Raw genomic sequence first — 15779 nt, 5'->3', positions numbered from 1 at the left:
CAGGGTTACTCGGGAAATGCGTCGCCAGTTGCGGTCTCGCGGTGTGGAAATGAACCCAGAGCAGCTGGCCAAGGCGGTCCGCAGCGGTGACCGCGCGGCGTTGCCGCGCGCCATCACCCTGCTGGAGTCCACCCGCAAGGACCATCAGGAGAAGGCGCAGCGGCTGCTGTTGGAGCTGACGCCGGACTCGGGCAAGGCGCACCGGGTGGGGATCACCGGGATTCCCGGGGTGGGCAAGTCCACCACCATCGAGGCCCTCGGCATGCACCTGATCGAACTGGGCCATCGCGTCGCGGTGTTGGCCGTCGACCCGTCGTCGACGCGCACCGGCGGCTCGATCCTCGGTGACAAAACACGGATGGCGCGCCTGGCGATGCACCCGGATGCATACATTCGGCCGTCGCCCACGTCGGGCACCCTCGGCGGGGTGGCCAAGGCCACCCGCGAAACATCGGTGCTGCTGGAGGCCGCCGGGTTCGACGTGGTCCTGATCGAGACTGTCGGCGTCGGGCAGTCCGAGGTGGCCGTGGCCAACATGGTCGACACCTTCGTGTTGCTGACCCTGGCGCGCGGGGGCGACCAGCTGCAAGGCATCAAAAAGGGCGTGCTGGAGCTGGCCGACATCGTGGTGGTGAACAAGGCCGACGGGAATCACCTGCCCGAGGCGCGGTCGGCGGCCCGCGAGCTGTCCGGGGCGATCAGGCTGATATATCCGCGCGAAACCCTTTGGCGCCCGCCCGTTCTCACGATGAGCGCTGCGGAGGGGACCGGCCTCGACGAACTGTGGGAGACCGTCGAACGCCATCGTCAGGTGCTCAGCGAGGCGGGGGAGTTCGAGGCGCGCCGCCGCGGCCAGCTGGTCGACTGGACGTGGCAGATGGTGCGCGACACGGTGCTGGACCGGCTGGCCTCCAACCCGGCGGTGCGCAAGATCCGGGCCGACGTCGAGCGGAAGGTCAAGGCGGGGGAGCTAACTCCGGCCCTGGCCGCCCAGCAAATATTGACGGCCGCGTCTGGCTAACGGATAGGTAAATAATCGGGGGGTTTCGCTCCTGCCCGGTGTGTAATCCAAGTAAATTCAAAAGTGTGACGGTGGATAGCCGAGTCAATCGCCGCGCGGTCCGTGTCCACGATGACCTTGACGCAGGTCACCGTGTGTCCGGCGCGGCGGACTCACACTTCGGGTGCGTCGTTCGTAGCTTTTCCAGCATGTTTCCGGCCCGCCGGTTCGGTGGCGGGGCGTTGGCCGTCTATGTGGACGGCCAGCCCGTCGTGGACGTCTGGACGGGGTTTGCCGACCGGGGCGGGCAGCGGCCGTGGTCGGAGAACACCGCCCCGATGGTGTTCTCCGCGACCAAGGGAATGGCCGCCACCGTCATCCACCGGCTCGCTGACCGGGGGCTGATCGACTACGACGCCCCGGTCGCCGAGTATTGGCGCGAGTTCGCCGCCAACGGCAAGGCCGACATGACCGTGCGCCAGGTGATGAGCCACCAGGCCGGCCTCTCGGGGCTGCGCGGCGCCACCAAGGAAGACCTCCTCGATCACGTGGTGATGGAGGAGCGGCTGGCGGCGGCGGCTCCGGGGCGGCTGTTCGGCAAATCCGCATACCACGCGCTGACCTTCGGCTGGCTAATGTCGGGTCTGGGCCGGGCGGTGACCGGTAAAGGGATGCGGACGCTGATTCGCGAGGAACTGGCCGAGCCGCTGGGCGTCGACGGCCTGTACCTGGGCCGGCCGCCGGCCGGATGCCCGACGCGGGTGGCCGAGATCGTCGCGCCGCAGAACCTGCTGGGCAGTTCGCTCGTCAACTACGTCTCCCGCAAGGTCGCCAACGAGCTCTCCGGCGGCTTCCGGTCGATTTATTTCCCGGGCATGGTCGCGGCGGTGCAGGGCGACACCCCGCTGCTCGACGCCGAGATCCCGGCGGCCAACGGTGTGGCCACGGCGCGCGGCCTGGCGCGGATGTACGGCGCCATCGCCAACGGTGGCGAGGTCGACGGCATCCGATTCCTCTCCCGCGACCTGACGGCAGGCCTGACGGGCGAGCGCAGCCTGCGGCCGGACCGAAACATCTACGTGCCGTTGGCATTCCACCTCGGTTATCACAGTCTGCCGATCGGCGGCGTGATGCCCGGCTTCGGTCACGTCGGGATGGGCGGTTCGGTCGGATGGGCCGACCCGGCCTCGGGGGTGGCGTTCGCGCTGGTGCACAACCGTCTGCTGACGCCGCTCGTGATGAGTGACCACGCGGCGTTCGTCGGGATCTATGCGCTGATCCGCAGGGCCGCGGACAAGGCCCGCAAACGCGGATTCCGCCCGGTCACCGAGTTCGGGGCGCCGTTCTGCGAGCCGGGGGCCGTCGCGGGCTGAAAGCGCGCGGACGGTGAGTTCCGGCGATGCAAATGACCGCGTAATTTACGGGGGCGCTTAAATCGACCCGCCGGTTCGAATGACGGTGGTCGAAAGCCCATGTGCGGTTGTTCGCATGCGATGTAATCTGTGCGGGATGTTTGCTCAGTTCATTTCCGCAAATTGCCGCGGCGTTGCCCGAAAGCAATGCTCGCCGGTAATCCCGCTTTTGCGGGTGTGCTGATGCCTCGACCGCGATTTTGGCACCCGGGCGCCGGGCAGCGAGAATCGTTCAGGTGAGCGCGCACCCGACAGTCTCTGGCCCCGATGCAACCGTCAACCGCCGGCCAAAGCGGCGAGGGTCGGCGGGCTCGACGCTCGCCCAGGTGTTCGACACCCGAAACAACGCGCTCAACGTTTGGCGCCTGGTGCTGGCTTCTGGCGTCATCCTGCAACACTCCTGGTCTCTCACCGGCCGCAAGATCTACCCGCCGGTGGAACAGCTGCTCACCCAAGTGTGGGTGGACGGATTCTTCGCGATATCGGGGTTCCTCATCACGGCGAGCTGGGTGCGCAACCCGCGCCTTCGCGAGTACTTCGTCGCCCGTGTTCTTCGCATCTTCCCCGGGCTGTGGGTCTGCCTGGCCGTGGTGGCATTTGTCATCGCCCCGCTCAGCGTGGCGATCCAAGGAGGCTCGCCCGCCAGGTTGCTGCTGTCTCCCGCGCCGTTCGCGTATGTGCTGAACAACGCCGTGCTGAACGTCTATCACACCGGTATCGACGGAACACCCCGAAACGTCCCCTTCCCGGGCGTCTGGGACGGCGTCCTGTGGACCCTCGTATTCGAATTCCTCTGCTACATCGCCATCGCTGTTGCCGGTGTGGCCGGACTCCTCAAACGCCGCTGGCCCGCTCCGGTGGTGTTCGCACTGTTCTTGGTGGGTGCGGCGCTTGTGTCTTACCCGGTGGGAGCGGTGGAGACGATCCCGCAGATGATCACGCGTTTCGCCCTCGTCTTCGCCGCGGGAGCGGTTCTGCATCAATTCCAAGACATGATTCCCGCCCGGTGGTCACTTGTTGCCGTGAGCGCGGCCATCGTGGTGGTGGCCGGCTTGCTGGTGCCGAACTATCGGGTAGTGGCGGCCATCCCACTGGCCTATGCCGTCATCGTTTCGGGAGCGCTGATCCACAACCAGCGCATGCGTTTACGCACGGACCTGTCCTATGGCGTGTACATCTACGCGTGGCCCATTCAGCAGCTGTTGGTGATCTGCGGACTGGGTGTCCTCCCTCCAGTCGCGTTCGCCGTTCTTGCCGCCGTCGCCACCCTGCCACTGGCCGCACTGAGCTGGTTCCTGGTGGAAAAGCGTGCGCTTGCGCTCAAATCCCGCTTCAAGCGCAAAGCGCCTGAACGGGACGGCGTGGTCGCTGACGCGCAACCGTCCGCGCACATCGTCACCGGCGACTAGGTCCCTTGCGGATTCCGCGCCGCATTAGCCTCGATCTCACCTTTACCTAGAGATGCAAAGTCGTCCAGACCGAATGATTAATGCGCGTTGCTGAACGCGCCTCGTGGTCGGCGACGGCGTTGCCGGAAGCGCGTAATTGAACTTTGCCCCACAAATTGCAAACTCATGGATAATGACCCGTGATCCCGGGGGCCACATGACGCGCAACTGAAAGGTGTGGGCCACCGATGACAGCTTCCCGGACGAGCCAACCCGCCGATCTAACAGGGTCATCCGCCCGCCAAGCAACCGCCGTCCGTCCGGTTGCGCTGTTCGTGTTGGGAATGGCGCGGTCCGGAACGTCGGCGCTGACCCGGGTTTTGTCGCTGTGCGGTAGCACGCTCCCGGCCGGAATGTGTGGCGCCGACGGGAACAATCCGCGCGGTTATTGGGAGCCGCGGGCGGCGATCATGCTCAACGAGACGATCATGCGCCGCCACGGCAGCAATTGGTACGACCCGACGCTGCGCCTGCAGGAGGAGTGCGCGTTCGGCGCCGACGAGAAGGCGGCCTGGATCGCGGAGATCGCGGCGTATCTGGGCACACTGCCGGCGGCGCCGCTGGTGGTCATCAAGGAGCCGAGGATCACGGCGCTGTCGGGCCTGTGGTTCGAGGCGGCGCGCCAGGTCGGCTTCGACATCGCCGCCGTGATTGCGGTGCGCCATCCGCAAGAGGTTGTCGCCTCGGCGGCGAAGTACGTGGACACCTCGCCGGAGCTGTCCAGCGCATTGTGGCTGAAGTACAACCTGCTCGCCGAGCGGCACACCCGCGGGATCCCGCGCGTGTTCGTCGACTACGGCAACCTTCTCGACGACTGGCATCGAGAGGTGAAGCGCGTCGCCGCCGCGCTGGAAATCGATCTGGACACCGTCGACGAGAGCGCCGTCGAGGAATTTCTCACCCCGGAGCTTCGACGCCAGCGATACGGCGGCCCGGTGGCGGACCATTTCGGTGCGGACTGGGTCTCCGCCGTCTACGAGGCGCTGCACGGGGCCGCGCAGGACAACCCCCTGCACGCAGCGACTTTGGACCGGGTTTTCGAGTCGTATCAGGCCGGCGAGCGTGATTTCCGCATGGCCTTCACGGAATTCCACGCCCGCACCAACAGCCTGCTTCGCCGGGTGTTTCGGCCGTTCATCGTGAAGCGGATCCTCGAGATCGCCGCGGTGGTGCACCGGCACCGCGGGGCCTGGGCGTAGGTCACGCCGTCAAAGATTAAGTAAGAAAAACAGGTTCGTAAAAAGGCCGCCTTGGTCCATCGCACGGGGCTATAGTCCTTAGCGGGCGAAATGATTCGAAGGTTCTCACCGGGGGGCAGAAGTTGCCGGTCACAAGTCAGCCGTGACTCGTGTGAGGAGCGCGGTATATCGCTTCCTCTTTGCCAAAGTTGTTGAGCAGGCTGCGATCTAGCTCTCTGACACCGTAGTGTGCGCGACGGTGTCGATTCCCAACGGTTGCTACGCGCATGGATCGCGCGGGCACCAAGTCGGAAACCCCTGGATATCAACCGAACTCCGAAAGTCGTTCAGGCGCACGGCCAGTGAAAGGTTGGATTCGCGATGAGATTGGCCCGGATGACCAAGCCCGTCGATCGCCCCGTCGGCTCCGGGAACCGCCCGGTTGCCCTCTTCGTGCTGGGACCGCAACGGTCGGGAACGTCGGCGCTCACTCGGGTGCTCTCCCTGTGCGGTGGCACGCTGCCGGCTGCGATGCTGGGCGCCGACGCCAACAACCCGCTCGGGTATTGGGAACCGCGAGCGGCCATTTCGCTCAACGAAACGATCCTGCGCCGTCTCGGGACCAATTGGTACGACCCCTCGCTTCGCTTCCTGGACGACGTTTTACCCACCAAAGAAAAGAAGGCCTGCATCGCCAAAGTCGGGGAGTACCTGTCCACGCTGCCGGCGGCGCCGCTCGTGGTGATCAAAGAACCCAGAATCACGACACTGTCCGACCTGTGGTTCGAGGCGGCACGCGTGGCCGGATTCGACGTCGCCTCGGTGATCGCGGTACGTCATCCGCAGGAGGTCATTTCGTCGATCGCGAAGTCCTGGCACGTCTCACCCGCGCTAGCGAGCGCCTTGTGGTTGAAATGCAACATCCTCGCCGAACGAAATTCGCGCGGCGTACCGCGGGTATTCGTCGACTACGCGAACCTGCTCGACGACTGGCGCCGGGAAATGAAGCGCATCTCCGCGGAGTTGCCGGTCGAACTGCATGCCGAGGACGAGGACGCCATCGAGGGGTTCCTCACGCCAGGCTTGCATCGGCAGCGGCACTGTGGCGCGGTGACGGATCTGTTCGGCGCCGATTGGATTTCCACGGTCTATGAAGCGCTTCGCGATGGCGCGCAGGACGATCCGATCGACATGTCAGCGTTGGACCGCGTTTTCGAGTCCTACCGGTCCAGCGAGCGTGATTTCCGTAAGGCGTACGAGGACTTTCACGGCTTGTCCAACAGCATGCTGTTCCGGCTTCTCCGGCCGGCCATCGCGAGGCCGGTGATGGAGGTCGTCGCAATGGCCCACCGGCACAGGGGGACTTGGGCGTAGCGCCTTTCGTGCATGCGGCGTGGCCTCGCGCCGCCCCTGATGCGCCGCCTATCCGCAAGGAATCCCCTGATGCGGCGGTAAGTCCCCGTTATGATCGACCGGACCGCGATCTCGGCGAGCGTGCCGATCGCATGTTTTCCTCAGCATCGCAAACGGGAGGCGTCGATTCGTGTCAGCGTCCGTGCTCATCACCGGTGGGGCGGGATTCATCGGGTCGGCGCTCGCCCGCCGTCTCATCGAGGCCGGATACGACGTCGCCGTGATGGACGTGCTGCATCCGCAGGTGCACGGGGGAGATCGGCCGATCGAACTGCCGCCTTCGGCGCGGTTGTTCACCGGCGACGTCACCCACGCGCCCGACTTCGACGCGGTGCTGCGGTTGTCCCGCCCGTCCCAAGTCATCCACCTGGCCGCCGAGACGGGAACCGCGCAATCGCTGTCCGAGGCGACGCGGCACGGCTCGGTGAACGTCGTCGGCACCACCCAACTCCTGGACGCCTTGAGCCGCTCGGGACACGTGCCCGACCAACTCGTCCTGGCGTCATCGCGGGCGGTGTACGGCGAGGGCTCATGGCAGTCCGGCTCGCACATCTTCTACCCGCCGCCTCGCAGCCACGCGCAGCTCGTCGCGGGCCGCTGGGATCCGCAAGGCCCCGCGGGCGAGCAGGCGGTGCCGCTGCCCAGCCGCGCCGACCGCACCGAGCCGCGGCCCACCAACGTGTACGCGGCGACCAAGCTCGCCCAGGAACACCTGTTGGCCGCCTGGACCTCCGCGCACGACACCAACCTCAGCGTGCTGCGTCTGCAGAACGTCTACGGCCCCGGGCAGTCGCTGACCAACTCGTATACCGGAATCGTCGCCCTCTTCGCGCGGTTAGCTCGCCAAGGGCTCGCGTTGGAGGTATACGAAGACGGCCGCATCGTGCGCGATTTCGTCTACATCGACGCTGTCATCGACGCCTTGTTCGCGGCGGTCGAGCGCCCGGCAACCCAGCCGCGCTGTCTCGACATCGGGTCCGGTCAGGCCACCACCATCCACGAGCTGGCCAACAAGATCGCCGCCATGTGTGGCGCGCCCGAACCGACCGTCGTCCCGAAATTCCGCGACGGCGACGTGCGCGCAGCGAGCTGCGACATCGAGCCGGCGATCAACGAGCTCGGCTGGCGCCCCGAGCGTTCGCTCGATGACGGTTTGCGCGCGCTGCTCGACTGGATCGCCGAGCGGCCCGAAGCCGCCGGATCGAACGAATCGGGCCGCCCCATCGTTGAACAGGCGGGACGCCGCTGAGAACTGCGGTCTGGTGTGACTGCTGCAAGCGGGGGCAGTGCTTATTAACGCCTATGATGGTTGCTACTCCCCGGTAGGGGCAGGGACGGGACCACCCACGCCAGTCCTTTCATTTTGAACCAGGGGGCAGCTTTGACCGTGGCCGATCGTGACATGCGATCTCCGTTCCTCGACACCCGATCCGCCTACCTTGACCTGTTGCGACGTAACCTCACCCGGTACGGCAGCGACGAGTTGGTGCCGGTGGGCTGGGACCGTCTGGGGCGCCCTCTTTTCAGCACCCGCAACCTGATGCTGGTCCGCAAGCGTCCGTTCAACGAGCATGCGCGAAAGTTGGGCCTGGATTGGCCGGCGGATGCCTTGACGATGATCGGCATGCAGCGGTTGACCAGCCTGCAGCGCTGCGTGGAAACGGTTCTGACGGAAGACGTCCCCGGTGACCTGGTCGAGTGCGGTGTGTGGCGCGGTGGGGCGTCGATTCTGATGCGCGCCGTGTTGTCCGCCTACGGGGACGAGAAGCGATCCGTGTGGCTATGTGATTCGTTCGAAGGGGTGCCGCCGCCGGACGCCGCGCACTACGAAGCCGACAAAGGCATCAATTTGCATCGCGCCGCCGGGGTGCTCGCGGTGTCCGAAGCGCAGGTCAGGGCGAATTTCGAACACTACGGGTTACTCGATGACCGCGTTCGTTTCGTACCGGGCTGGTTCAAAGACACCCTGCAGGACGCCCCGATCGAAAGCATCTCGGTGTTGCGGCTCGATGGCGACCTTTACGAGTCGACGATCCAGGCCCTCGACGCCCTCTACCCGCGGCTCTCATCCGGCGGGTATTGCATCATCGACGATTACCACGCCATCGACGCATGCCGGCAGGCCGTGGCGGATTACCGCACTGCGCACGGCGTGACCGCGGAGATCGAGGAGATTGACGGCACCGGCGTGCTGTGGCGCAAGCCGTGACGATCGCGCAAACCGGTGCAGTGGGGATTCGGCGCTATCTAAAGTGATCGGTGCATCTGTGTGATGGCGCAACCGAAGGGCTTGGATCCGCGATGAAATGTGTGCTGGCCAGCTACGGAACGCGCGGCGACATCGAGCCCTCCGTGGTGGTCGCCCGCGAACTGCAGCGCAGGGGCCATGACATGGTCATGGCCGTCCCGCCCGACTCGGTGAGCTTCACCGAAGCGGCAGGGCTGACCGCGGTCCCTTACGGGCTGGACTCGCAGACCTGGCTGGACGTCTACCGCAACTTCTGGACCTCGTTCTTCCGCGGATTCTGGAAGATCCAGGAGATGCGCGGCATGTGGCGCGAGATGTGGGATCTCAGCGACCAGTGCTGGGCGCAGATGAACACGACGCTGATGTCGCTCGCGGACGGCGCCGACCTGCTGTTCGCCGGCCAGAGCTACCAGGAGACCGCCGCCAACGTGGCGGAGTTTTACGACCTTCCCCTGGCCACCTTGCATCACGTCCCCATGCGGCCCAATGGCCAGGTCGTTTCGATCCTGCCGCCGCCGTTGGCGCGCTCGGCGATGACGGCGTTCGACTGGTACTGCTGGCGCCTGAACAAGAAGGTCGAGGACACCCAGCGCCGGCAACTCGGGCTGCCGAAGGCGACTGCGCCGTCACCGCGGCGGATCGCCGAGCGCGGATCGCTGGAAGTCCAGGCCTATGACGAGGCCTGCTTCCCCGGGCTGGCCGATGAATGGGCGAAATGGGACGGCCTGCGACCCTTCGTCGGAACGTTGACGATGGAGTTGACCACCGAGGCCGACGATGACGTGATGTCCTGGATTCACGCGGGGACACCGCCGATTTGCTTTGGCTTCGGCAGCATGCCGGTGGAATCTCCGGCCGATACCGTCGACATGATCAGCTCCGCCTGCACGCAGCTCGGCGAGCGAGCGTTGATCTGCGCCGGGAGGAGCGACTTCAGCGGCGTCCCGCTCGCCGATCACGTCAAGGTGGTGGGGCCGGTGAATTACGCGACGATCTTTCCCGCCTGCCGCGCGGTCGTTCACCACGGCGGGTCGGGAACCACGGCCGCCAGCCTGCGCGCCGGGGTGCCGACGCTGATTCTGTCGATGGATGCCAATCAAACCATCTGGGGAGCTCAGCTCAAGCGGCTGAAAGTTGGTACCACGCGGCGGTTTTCGGCCACCGATCGCAAAACATTGGTGGAGGATCTGAGCCGGATCCTCGCCCCGGATTACGCACGGCGCGCTCGCGAGATCGCCGCCCGGATGACCAAGCCGGCGGACAGCGTCGTCAAGGCCGCCGATGTGGTGGAAAAGTTTGCCAGCTCGCGGAGTCGCGCCTGACGCAGCAAACAGGTTCAGGACCGTTGTACTGGGGGAATAGTCGATTTTGCTATCGGTTTCGGTGCGCGGATGGATCCGGGTCGACTTCCCGTTTTCGCGGACACGATGTCGATAGTCTGGCAGACTACGGAAAGATCAGGCGACGACACCTGGGCTTCAGCCACACTGCCCACGGGTCGTCATAGTTCTACGGTCGGGGGGAAAGGCCGATGAGGTTGGCTTTGTCGCACTCGGCTACTCCGGTGCGCCGTTACCATCCCGTGTGGCCGCGGGGTGCCAAATCCGTTGCGGAACAACGACAACCAATGACGCCGACTGCGCCCCAGGGTAAATGGCGGGCCGTAGATTACCGAGCGGAAACGCCGCAGTCAAAGTTGCCCGCGCCGTCGGAGATTGACTAAGGTAAAGTCGCGATGAAATTTGCTGTGGCAAGTTATGGAACGCGTGGCGATATCGAGCCTTGCCTCACCATCGGTCGTGAACTGATGCGCAGAGGCCACTCGGTACGCATGGCCGTGCCGCCCAATCTTGTCGATCTGGCCGAGGAGGCCGGTGTGCCGGCGATTCCGTACGGGCCGGACATGCATGACTTTTGGAGCGACGAGTTCATCCGCGACTTCTTCAAGAACTTCATCCGGGGCCCGGTCAAGTTGATACGGGAAGCCTGGGAACCGGTACTGAAAAACTGGCAGGAAATGAGCGCGGCGCTGATGTCGGTGGGTGCCGGAGCCGATTTGCTGTTCACCGGGCAGCTTTACCAGGATTTGGCGATCAACGTCGCCGACTATTACGGCATTCCGATGGCCACACTGCACTACATCCCGATGCGGCCCAACGGCAGGGTCGTACCGGGGGTGCCCGCGCCCATGGTCCGCACCGGAATGGCCGTGTACGACTGGATGTGCTGGCGGATGAACAAGAAGGCCGAGGATCGTCAGCGGCGCGAGCTCGGCCTTCCCACTGCAACGGTGGCCTCGCCGCGGCGGATCGCCGAGCGGGGTTCGCTGGAAATCCAGGCCTACGACGACGTGTGCTTCCCCGGGCTGGCCGACGAATGGGCGAAGTGGGGTGGTCAGCGGCCGTTTGTGGGCTCGTTGACCATGGAACTGACGACCGATTGCGATGACGAGGTGTTGGCGTGGATCGCCCAGGGCACGCCTCCGATCTGCTTCGGTTTCGGCAGCATGCCGGTCGCCGAATCACCCGCCGACACGGTGAGAATGATCGGCGCCGCCTGCGCGGAGTTGGGGGAGCGGGCGTTGATCTGCTCCGGCTGGAGCGACTTCAGCGACGTCCCCCAGTTGGAACACGTCAAGGTCGTCGGCGTGGTCAACTACACGAAAATCTTCCCCGCCTGTCGCGCGGTCGTTCATCACGGCGGCTCGGGGACCACGGCCGCCGGTCTGCGCGCGGGGATCCCTTCGCTGATCCTCTGGACGGCCGGCGACCAGCCGATGTGGGGGTCGCGTGTCAAGCAACTGAAGGTAGGCACATCCCGACGGTTCTCGAGCGCCACCCCTGAAACTCTGATTGCCGATCTGCGGACGATCCTTGCCCCGGAGTACACCACCCGCGCCCGTGAGCTGGCGACCCGGATGAGTAAACCCGCCGAGAGCGCAGGGCGCGCCGTCGATCTGTTGGAAGAATTCGCTCGTTCGGGGCGCTGTGTTCGCGGGGTATCCACCGAGCGAAGTCGCTGAGCAACTGGTGACGGATACAGCGAAACGTATTGATGGCGTGGAGGGGCGTCTAGGCTCTCTACCGGTATTACTGGCACGCGGAGTTAGGGGCAGTTATGGCGGTGACTGATCACGACACGCGGTTTGCATACCTCGATCTGCTCCGGCGTGACCTCACCAGGTATGGCAGCGACGAGTTGGTGCCGGTGGGGTTGTACCGCTTGGGACGTCCCCTCTTCAGTACCCGTAACTTGCTGCTGGTGCGCAAGCGGCCATTCAACAAGGATGCCCGCGACTTGGGCCTGGATTGGCCGGCGGATGCCTTGACGATGATCGGCATGCAGCGGTTGACCAGCCTGCAGCACTGCGTCGAGACGGTTCTGGAAGACGACGTGCCGGGCGATCTGGTCGAGTGCGGTGTGTGGCGCGGCGGCGCCTCGATCTTGATGCGCGCCGTATTGGCCGCCTATGGAGACGAGAAGCGAACCGTGTGGTTGTGCGATTCGTTCGCCGGAGTGCCGCCACCCGACACCGTCAATTACAAGGCGGATAAAGGAATCCGGCTGCATCGCCACGCGCGCATCCTGGGTGTGCCGCAAGAGCACGTCAAGGCCAATTTCGAGCGCTACGGGTTGCTGGATGACCAGGTGCGTTTTCTTCCGGGCTGGTTCAAGGACACCCTGCAGGACGCCCCGATCGACCGGATTTCGGTGTTGCGGCTTGACGGCGACCTTTACGAGTCGACGATTCAGGCGCTCGACGCGCTCTACCCGCGGCTGTCGCCCGGTGGCTTTTGCATCGTCGACGACTACCACGCGATCAAGGCGTGCGCGCAGGCGGTGACGGACTACCGCGACAAGCACGGCGTGACCGACGAGATCGTCGAGATCGACGGCACCGGCGTGCTATGGCGTAAGTCCTAAAGAGATCGCTGAAACTCTAGGTGTACGAGACGATTTGCCCTTTGGTGCGGGATGGGCGGAACACGATCATGATGAACCGATTCCGTTTGCACCGGACGGGGTACGTGCCGATGCTATGGTTGCCGCCGTGGCACCAGGGCTGACAACCGGCACCCGCCTGCGGATGTGGTGGGTGCGCACCGAATACTGGCTCGCGCGCGCACTGTTGCCCGACGTCTACGCCAACGACGCGTTGATCACGTTCAACAACTTTCACGCATTTCTGGATGATCCCGAATTCCAGCGCGCTTACCAGCGTGGCGCCCGCTCCCTGGGCAACGAGGATTGGTACCAGTGGCAATGGCGCGTGCACGTGGGGCTGTGGGCGGCGGCCAGCGCCAGCAAGCTCGAGGGCGATTTCGTCGAGTGCGGCGTCAGTTACGGGTTCTTGAGCAGCGCCATCATGGAGTACCTCGACTGGGATCGGCTGGGCAAGACGTTCTATTTGCTTGACACCTTCGCCGGTCTCGATCCGCGGTTCGTCACCGAGAACGAACGGCGGGCCGGGGCGCTGGAGACTAGCAAAGGGCATCTGCGCAACGGGATGTACGTGAACGGCGTTGACAGCGTCCGCGCCAATTTCGCGCAATGGAAAAACCAGCGCATCATCGTCGGCGCGGTTCCCGAGACACTGGAGCAGGTCGATGCGCCGTCGGTGGCGTATCTGCACATCGACATGAACTGCGCTCCCCCCGAAGTCGCTGCGCTCCGGTTCTTTTGGCCGCGGCTCACCCCGGGTGCGTTCGTGCTGCTGGATGACTACGCCAACCGGGGACGCGACGAGCAGCGCGCCGCCATGGACGAGGTTGCCGGCGAGCTGGGTGTGAAAATCTGCACATTGCCCACGGGCCAGGGCCTGCTCATCAAGCCTGCACGCTAGGCGAACCAGGCCTTCTCCCAAGGGTTTTAGCGCGCCGAACCTCGAGTTGCCCGCGCGATCTGGTTTCACGTTCTTTCACACGGGTAGGCCTCTGCTATGGCATTAGCATTGATCACCGGCGCGTCCAGTGGAATTGGTCTCGAGCTAGCGGAGCTGTTTGCCGAGCGGGGATATGACCTGGTGGTGGCGGCCGAAAACGACGGGATCTACCCAGCGTCCACCACGTTGTCGCGGTGGGGCGTCGATGTCCGGCCGGTACAGGTGGACCTACGCACCCCGGAAGGCGTCGAAAAGCTCTATCGGCAGGCCACAGAGGGTGATCGTCCGATCGATGCGGCCGCGCTGAACGCCGGCATCGGCGGCGGGGGAAGTTTCGTCGAGGGCGACCTGGCGCACGATATGTCCATCATCGACCTCAACGTGCGCTCGACCGTGCACCTGGCCAAGCTGGTGCTGCGCAACATGACCCGGAGCGGCGCGGGGAGGGTGCTGCTCACGTCGTCGCTGGCGTCGATGGCGCCCGGGCCTTTCGAGGCGGTTTATCACGCCTCCAAGTCGTTCGTTCAGTCCTTCGCCGGGGCCTTGCAGGACGAATTGCGTGATACCGGAATCACTATCACCTCCCTGTTGCCCGGCACCATCGAGACCAACTTCTTCAACCGCGCGGGTATGGACGAGACGCGTGCGGGGCAAAAGCCGAAGGATGACCCGGCCGAGGTTGCCAGGCAGGGTTTCGAGGCGATGATGCGCGGCGACCGCAAGGTCGTCGGCGGATCTCTGACCACCAAGACCGTGGGTGTGGCCCTGCGTTTCCTGCCCGATTCGCTCAAGGCGGTCGCCAGTCGGATAAATTCTACCCCCGCCGGGCGGCGATAAGGCGGCCTCAGCCAACCACTTTCCGGCGGACGGCCTCCTCCAAGAGGTCGGCGGTGGTCCCGATGCTCTCGGCGGGCTTGCTCATCCGGGCGGAGAGTTCCCGGGCTCTGGTCGCGTAGTCCGGGGCGAGGATGGTACGCAGGTCCGCCACCAGCGAGCGCGGGGTGGTGGCCGAAAAGCGTCGGGCGGCACCTACTTTCAAGCGTTTGATCTGGGCCGCCCAATACGGCTGATCGGCCGAACTCCACAGGGCCAAGGTGGGGATTCCCGCGCGCAGGCTCGCGGCCGTGGTGCCCGAACCACCGTGATGAACGACGGCACGGCAGGCGGGGAAGATGGACGAGTAGTTGACCGGGCCGACGACTTTGACGTGGTCGAATTGCGGCACGTCGCTGAAATCTGTGCCGCCGAAGCAAATGAGCGCCCGCTCGCCCAGCTGTGCGCAGGCCGCCCCGATCATTTCGACGGTGGCGGTGGGGGATTCGACCGGTATGCTCCCGGACCCGAAGCAGATGGGTGGTGTTCCCGAGGCGATCCACGAGGCGACATCGTCGTCGGCGTCGGTCGCCAACTCCATGGTGAGTGCGCCGACGAACGGACGGCGGCTACCCCATTTCGCCCATTCGGCGGCCAGGCCGGGAAAAAACACGTCGTCGTAGGTTTGGATTTCCAGCCAACCGTGGTCGGCGATTCGTCGCTGCGAACGATGTGTCGCCTTGGGCAGTCCGAGTTCTTGGCGCTGCGCGTTGTCGACCTTCTTCGTCGAGCGCCAAAACAGCCACTCGATCGCCGTCATCGTCGAGCGGACCAAAGGGGCCGGCATGCTGGGCACCAGGCGGCCGTTGGCGCGCATGGGGAAGTGATGCAACGAGGCCAACGGAATGTCGTAGTACTCAGCCACATTGGCGGCGGCCTGCTCGAAATTCAGGCCGGTGGTGAGCAAGTCGGCCCCATCCGCGAGCGACTTCAGCGTCGTGCTCACGTCCGGCCAATACTTGATGATCGGGTCCCAAACTTTGGGCAGCTGCCTGATCGGATTGCGGAAGAAATCCGCCCACATGTTCCGCAGGAATTCCTCGTCGAGGAACTCCTGCACTTTGGGGCCGTAAGGAACGGCTACCAGCCCGGTCGATTCGACGAAGGCAACCAGTTCCGGGGGGACGGCCAGTCGTACGTCGTGCCCTCGGCGCACCAGTTCGCGGCCCACGGCGGCGGAAGGCTCGATGTCGCCGCGAGTTCCGTAACTCGCCAGGGCAAACTTCATTGTGGGTCCCAGCCTTGTGTTCCTTGACTTCGAATCGGTCTGGTCGTTGTGCTGAGACTAGCTAATCAGCGCATCTCCAGCGTGAAGAAGACTGTGA

At 64.9% G+C, this 15779-nt stretch carries 12 protein-coding genes and 1 pseudogene; 12 read left to right on the top strand and 1 reads right to left on the bottom strand.

Translation table 11 applies throughout. The annotated features are described in order from the left end of the window. Positions 1 to 49 precede the first annotated feature (49 nt). The 12 genes and pseudogenes from meaB to OCU_RS40045 all read left to right on the top strand — a co-directional run bounded on the left by meaB (position 50) and on the right by OCU_RS40045 (position 14418). A pseudogene (meaB, locus tag OCU_RS40100) lies at positions 50 to 1032 on the top strand (methylmalonyl Co-A mutase-associated GTPase MeaB). A gap of 54 nt (positions 1033 to 1086) precedes the next feature. Then, a complete protein-coding gene (gene lipL / locus OCU_RS40095; RefSeq protein WP_008257920.1) occupies positions 1087 to 2373 on the top strand; it encodes an esterase/beta-lactamase LipL in 1287 nt (428 codons plus the stop codon). A gap of 365 nt (positions 2374 to 2738) precedes the next feature. After that, a complete protein-coding gene (locus tag OCU_RS40090; RefSeq protein ID WP_008257918.1) occupies positions 2739 to 3821 on the top strand; it encodes an acyltransferase family protein in 1083 nt (360 codons plus the stop codon). 323 nt (positions 3822 to 4144) lie between these two features. Then, positions 4145 to 5059, top strand: coding sequence for a sulfotransferase family protein (locus OCU_RS40085; protein WP_014380423.1), 915 nt, complete (start codon positions 4145 to 4147; stop codon positions 5057 to 5059). 360 nt (positions 5060 to 5419) lie between these two features. Then, positions 5420 to 6412 carry a sulfotransferase family protein gene (locus OCU_RS40080; protein WP_014380422.1) on the top strand — a complete coding sequence of 331 codons (993 nt, stop codon included), beginning with the start codon at positions 5420 to 5422 and terminating at the stop codon, positions 6410 to 6412. A gap of 181 nt (positions 6413 to 6593) precedes the next feature. Then, positions 6594 to 7700 (top strand): NAD-dependent epimerase/dehydratase family protein, encoded by a 1107-nt coding sequence (locus OCU_RS40075; RefSeq protein ID WP_014380421.1) that lies wholly within the window; start codon positions 6594 to 6596, stop codon positions 7698 to 7700. 153 nt (positions 7701 to 7853) lie between these two features. After that, complete coding sequence (locus OCU_RS40070) at positions 7854 to 8660, top strand: TylF/MycF/NovP-related O-methyltransferase (protein WP_026071337.1); 807 nt, start codon at positions 7854 to 7856, stop codon at positions 8658 to 8660. Between the two features lie 92 nt (positions 8661 to 8752). Continuing rightward, positions 8753 to 10021, top strand: a complete 1269-nt coding sequence (locus OCU_RS40065; protein ID WP_009953297.1) for a glycosyltransferase — start codon at positions 8753 to 8755, stop codon at positions 10019 to 10021. Positions 10022 to 10434: 413 nt separating this feature from the next. Continuing rightward, complete coding sequence (locus OCU_RS40060) at positions 10435 to 11721, top strand: glycosyltransferase (RefSeq protein ID WP_080587937.1); 1287 nt, start codon at positions 10435 to 10437, stop codon at positions 11719 to 11721. A 95-nt stretch (positions 11722 to 11816) separates the two neighbouring features. After that, positions 11817 to 12623 (top strand): TylF/MycF/NovP-related O-methyltransferase, encoded by an 807-nt coding sequence (locus OCU_RS40055; protein ID WP_009953300.1) that lies wholly within the window; start codon positions 11817 to 11819, stop codon positions 12621 to 12623. A gap of 115 nt (positions 12624 to 12738) precedes the next feature. Further along, a complete protein-coding gene (locus OCU_RS40050; protein WP_014380418.1) occupies positions 12739 to 13542 on the top strand; it encodes a class I SAM-dependent methyltransferase in 804 nt (267 codons plus the stop codon). A gap of 96 nt (positions 13543 to 13638) precedes the next feature. After that, the gene (locus OCU_RS40045) at positions 13639 to 14418 is read left to right on the top strand and encodes an SDR family NAD(P)-dependent oxidoreductase (RefSeq protein ID WP_014380417.1); all 780 of its coding nucleotides are present in this window, start codon (positions 13639 to 13641) and stop codon (positions 14416 to 14418) included. A gap of 7 nt (positions 14419 to 14425) precedes the next feature. On the opposite strand, the gene OCU_RS40040 is transcribed toward OCU_RS40045, so the two are convergent. Next, entirely contained in the window at positions 14426 to 15682 is a 1257-nt protein-coding gene (locus tag OCU_RS40040) for a glycosyltransferase (RefSeq protein ID WP_014380416.1), read from the bottom strand. Positions 15683 to 15779 lie beyond the last annotated feature (97 nt).

This window comes from Mycobacterium intracellulare ATCC 13950, from assembly GCF_000277125.1.
In the GTDB taxonomy this organism is placed as follows: domain Bacteria; phylum Actinomycetota; class Actinomycetes; order Mycobacteriales; family Mycobacteriaceae; genus Mycobacterium; species Mycobacterium intracellulare.
Note: the sequence above shows the minus strand (reverse complement) of the source record. Positions and strands in the feature narration are given on the sequence as shown.